Origin of the sequence: Enterococcus silesiacus (assembly GCF_001886225.1) — a bacterium.
Taxonomy (GTDB): Bacteria; Bacillota; Bacilli; order Lactobacillales; family Enterococcaceae; genus Enterococcus_L; species Enterococcus_L silesiacus.
Genome location: NZ_JXLC01000047.1, coordinates 1 through 4424, shown reverse-complemented (window position 1 = coordinate 4424; position 4424 = coordinate 1). Strand labels below are relative to the sequence as shown.

Here is a 4424-nt window from a genome sequence, read left to right as displayed (position 1 = left end):
CGATAGCCCTCATGGGTGTTTGTCCCAACCTCAGTCCCTTAAATAGTATTAATTAAACGGATTATAAAATCTTCCCCCATTGACTTTAAATAATGCAAAACTAATAGCTGTTAGCAAAATCGCTAAGCCCATAACCAGAAAATCAGAACGACGAAACGGCTGTTGTGCATACCAGGTTCTGTTCTTCTTTTCGCCAAAACGTCGCAGCTCCATTGCGGTACTGATTGTTTCAATGCGATCCAAACTAGACAGGATCAAAGGAAAAACAATCTGAGCAGTCCCTTTCAACCGTTGTGTCAATTTGCCTTTTTTAGACATCTCAAAGCCGCGCGCCTGTTGCGCAAGGGAAATATTCACAAAATCCTCTTGAATATCTGGAATATAACGAATTGCCAATGCCACAGCATAACTGATTTTATAACTGACACCGATTCGGTTTAAGCTAGATGAAAATTCACTTGGATTTGTAGTTAAAAGAAAAATCAAGACTAGCGGGATTGTACAAAAATATTTTAAAACTAAATTTAACTCGTAAAATAATTGCTCTTGCGTAAGCGTAAATCGACCGATCCCCGCCCAAATCACCGTTCTAGACTGATATAATTCAACGCCATATTCTGGAGAAAATAGATAGACCGCAAGAATATTCAACAACGAAAATACAAAAATAAATTTTACGACAAATGAAATCTGATGCCACTTAATGTGGGACAACTTAAATAAAATCAACGAAAAAATCGTCATACCAAGTAAAAAACGGGTATCATAAGTCGTCATACAAGCGACAGATAGGAGAATCAAAAAAATTAATTTAGCCGTCCCGTTCAATCTATGAATAGCTGTATCATCAGGGATGTAACCTAGCATTTGATGTTCATTCATTTTAAACGTACCTCCTGATCATAGGCCATAAAATTTTCTGTAAATAAAAAGGGATCAGTCATTCCCAAATGTTGCGCAAAAGTGAATAAGCTAGTTTCTTTTAGCGAGGCCTTTTTTACTAATTCAGAGTCAGTCAAGACATTGACAGGTGTCGTGTCTGCAATGATTTCGCCATCAAATAAGACTAATGCACGGTCTGTATATTCCAACATGAGGTGCATATCGTGAGTGATCATTACAATCGTCATTCCCATCTTGTTTAGCTCCTCTAAGAATGTCATCATTTCAGTGTAATGCTTGAAATCTTGTCCAGCAGTCGGCTCATCTAATATGATCATTTCGGGTTCCAAAACCAAAATAGCTGCAACCGTAACTCGCTTTTTTTGACCATAGCTAAGTGCTGAAATCGGCCAATGGCGGAATGAATACAGTCCACAGATTTTCAAGACCTTCTCCACTCGTTCTTTGATTTTTTCTTCAGGAAACCCCTTCAATGTCAAACCTAACGCAACTTCTTCAAAAATCATTTTCTTAGAAATCATTTGATTTGGATTTTGCATGACAAAACCAATTTTATCAGCACGTTCTTTGATAGAAAACTGACTAAAATCTTCTCCTGACCATAACATTTTACCTGACTGAGGCGTAATAAATCCACATATAGCTTTACTTAATGTCGATTTCCCGGCCCCATTTTCTCCTACAATACTAAGCATCTCTCCACGTTTGAATAGAACAGAGACATCCTTTAAAACATAGCGATCATTTCGTCTATACTGATACGTAATCTCGTTTAACTCCAGTAATGGAGGAAATGACGTTGGCTCTGTCACTTGAGTTCGCTTTTTCATCCAGCTTTCCATTTGTTCTTTCAGATTAGGCGCTTGAACTTGTTCAATATTCGATAAATGTGTAGCCGTTCCTAAATCCACGCCGGCATATTTCATTGCGGTGATATACAATGGCTCACGAATCCCTTGCTCTGTTAATAGATTTGTTTTTAATAATTCATCTGCAGGTAGATCAGAAACGATTCGACCATCATTAAAAACAATCACACGATCAACCGACCGATACAACACATCTTCTAGGCGATGCTCAATAATCAAAATAGTGGTTTTCGTTTTTTGATGGATCTCATCAATCAGTGCAATTGTTTCTTTTCCCGCTTTAGGATCAAGATTAGCCAATGGTTCATCAAAGACTAGAATAGGCGCCTCATCGATCAAAACACCTGCCATAGATACCCGTTGCTTTTGACCACCGGATAAATCCTGCGGACGATGGTGTAAAAAATCATTCAAACCAACAACTTTCGTCCAATGATTCACTTCTTCCTTCATTTTGCTTTGGGCTACTTCATCATTTTCTAAAGCAAATGCAACATCTTCTCCAACTGTCAATCCAATAAACTGACCATCTGTATCCTGCAAAACAGTGCCGACATCAAAAGATAACTCAAACAAACTTGTATTGATTAAGTCTTTATCACCAATTTTTACGTGCCCAGTAATTTCTCCTTCATAAGTATAAGGAATCAAACCATTGATACATTGAGCAAAGGTTGATTTGCCACTGCCACTTGGCCCAACAATTAACACCTTTTCTCCTTCATAAATCGTTAAATCAATATTATGTAGCGTCGGTTCAGCCTGACTATGATACTGAAACGTAACATTGTCAAAAGTAATCAGTGGTTTTTTCATTGATGCCACTCCTTTTCCCTATGTAAAAAAAAGCCGAGACAAGGCTGGCAGCTGAAACAGAAGACGTTACTTCTGTTCCACCTCTTTATCCAGTCTCTAAGAAAAGTGATATAACTCACCGAGTTATGTCTCTTTCTTTCTCTCGCTCTTAATTTTCTATTTTATGAGACTTCTCTTATACCCTCATTTTACTACATAATCAATCTTTTGTTAAACTGCCTTTTTTAGTGCGCGTTGCCGCATATGCCGCCATCAAGAGCGTTCCAATGATTCCCACAGCGATAATGTTCAGAACAACAGCAATTACGCCTTGCGTGTAGACTTTACTAGCAGGTTCACTATAGATCAATACATCTAATGTAGGCGCAATCAAGCCCCAAACCACAGCATTGCCGACTACTTGATAAATATTAAAATGAATAATGTCTTTTTTACTAAATTCGCCATGCTGAAGATCGATTTTTCTACCTGCTATTCCATAAATTACGCCGATTATTCCTGAACAAACAATCCAACTCCACCACGCACCGCCATAGGTTGTAAAATCTTTTAGCGTATGACCAATCAAGCCGATCAAACCTCCGGCAACTGGTCCGAAAATAGCTGAAATCAATGCTAAAAATGGATATGCTGTTTCTAAGTTGGTATTAGGAAATCCCGTTGGAATAACCACAAAACGCCCTAAAATAACAAATACTGCTGAACCGATACCGATTGCTACGATTGTTTTTACTGAAAAATCTTTTTTCATTCTTTCCACTCCTATTAAAAAATGATCTTCGGTGCTTTTCTCAACTGGATTGTCCAATCTGTTCCTGTTCCAATATGATACAATTTGGAAAACGAATCTTGATTGACAGCCACCCCAATATTGACTAATGAATTGACATAAACTAAAGGTTCCCCAATATTGACATCTGCAAATGATTTAGCAAATTTCATAATATTTTGGTACACTTTTTTTCCTTGATGATAGATCGTTACCTGTAATTGATCGTTAGGAACAATTTTTTCTTCTTTCATGAAGGCAAACGGAATATTTGTCCACAAGGAACCAAAACGAATATCTAAAACATCGATACTTCCTTCTAAGATATGCCCCTCTTGCTTTGCTTCAATTAAAGGCAATGTTTGAATAGAGTCCATCGCGACGATGCTACCCAGTTCTTCAAAAGAAATTTCGCTACTAGCTAAACGGGCACCATTATAAGCATAGATATCTCTGCCATGAAAGGTGTGACTTTCCTCTGAATGCGGTAAGCGACTGGTCACTTCATCGATCGAGCGGATTTCTTCGATTCCTTGATAATGTAAAATATGCGTCAAAGAACCATTGTCCGGCGTTATAATATAGTGTCCTGAGCTTGTCTTAGCGACAATACTTCGTCTAGCACTACCTACTCCTGGATCGACAACTGATACAAAAACTGTTTCTTTTGGCCAATATTTTACAGTTTGATACAAACGATAAGACGCTGCCCAAATATCATAGGGAGGAATCTCATGGGTCAAATCTCCAACGATGATCTCATTGCTTACCATATGTGCTACACCATACATAGCGCTTACTGCTCCATCACCCAACCCAAAATCAGTTTGTAAAACTAAATAGTTCCCCATCTTGTTGCTCCTCTCCGAGTAATCCAATAAATCTGTTATTTCACGAAAAAATAGGACAAGTATCCATCGTTTTCCCTATCAATTCTCAAACATATTACCTTTTTATCATCATTCTGTCAATGAAATTATCGAACAATAGACTATACATATCGATAATCATTCGTTATTTATAAAACAGAAAAAATGTGGCTAGGACATAACTCTGCGAGTCACATC

Annotated in this window: 4 protein-coding genes; all 4 read right to left on the bottom strand. The window is 37.8% G+C overall.

The genetic code is table 11. From position 1 onward, the window contains the following. Positions 1-48: 48 nt before the first annotated feature. Entirely contained in the window at positions 49-882 is an 834-nt protein-coding gene (locus RV15_RS18200) for an energy-coupling factor transporter transmembrane component T family protein (RefSeq protein WP_071879406.1), read from the bottom strand. After that, complete coding sequence (locus RV15_RS18195; protein WP_071879405.1) at positions 879-2588, bottom strand: ABC transporter ATP-binding protein; 1710 nt, start codon at positions 2586-2588, stop codon at positions 879-881. Before RV15_RS18195 ends, RV15_RS18200 begins: the two co-directional genes overlap by 4 nt. Positions 2589-2787: 199 nt before the next feature. Beyond that, positions 2788-3339, bottom strand: coding sequence for an ECF-type riboflavin transporter substrate-binding protein (locus RV15_RS18190; RefSeq protein WP_071879404.1), 552 nt, complete (start codon positions 3337-3339; stop codon positions 2788-2790). 14 nt (positions 3340-3353) lie between these two features. Next, entirely contained in the window at positions 3354-4208 is an 855-nt protein-coding gene (locus RV15_RS18185; RefSeq protein ID WP_071879403.1) for an SAM hydrolase/SAM-dependent halogenase family protein, read from the bottom strand. Between the last annotated feature and the right edge of the window lie 216 nt (positions 4209-4424).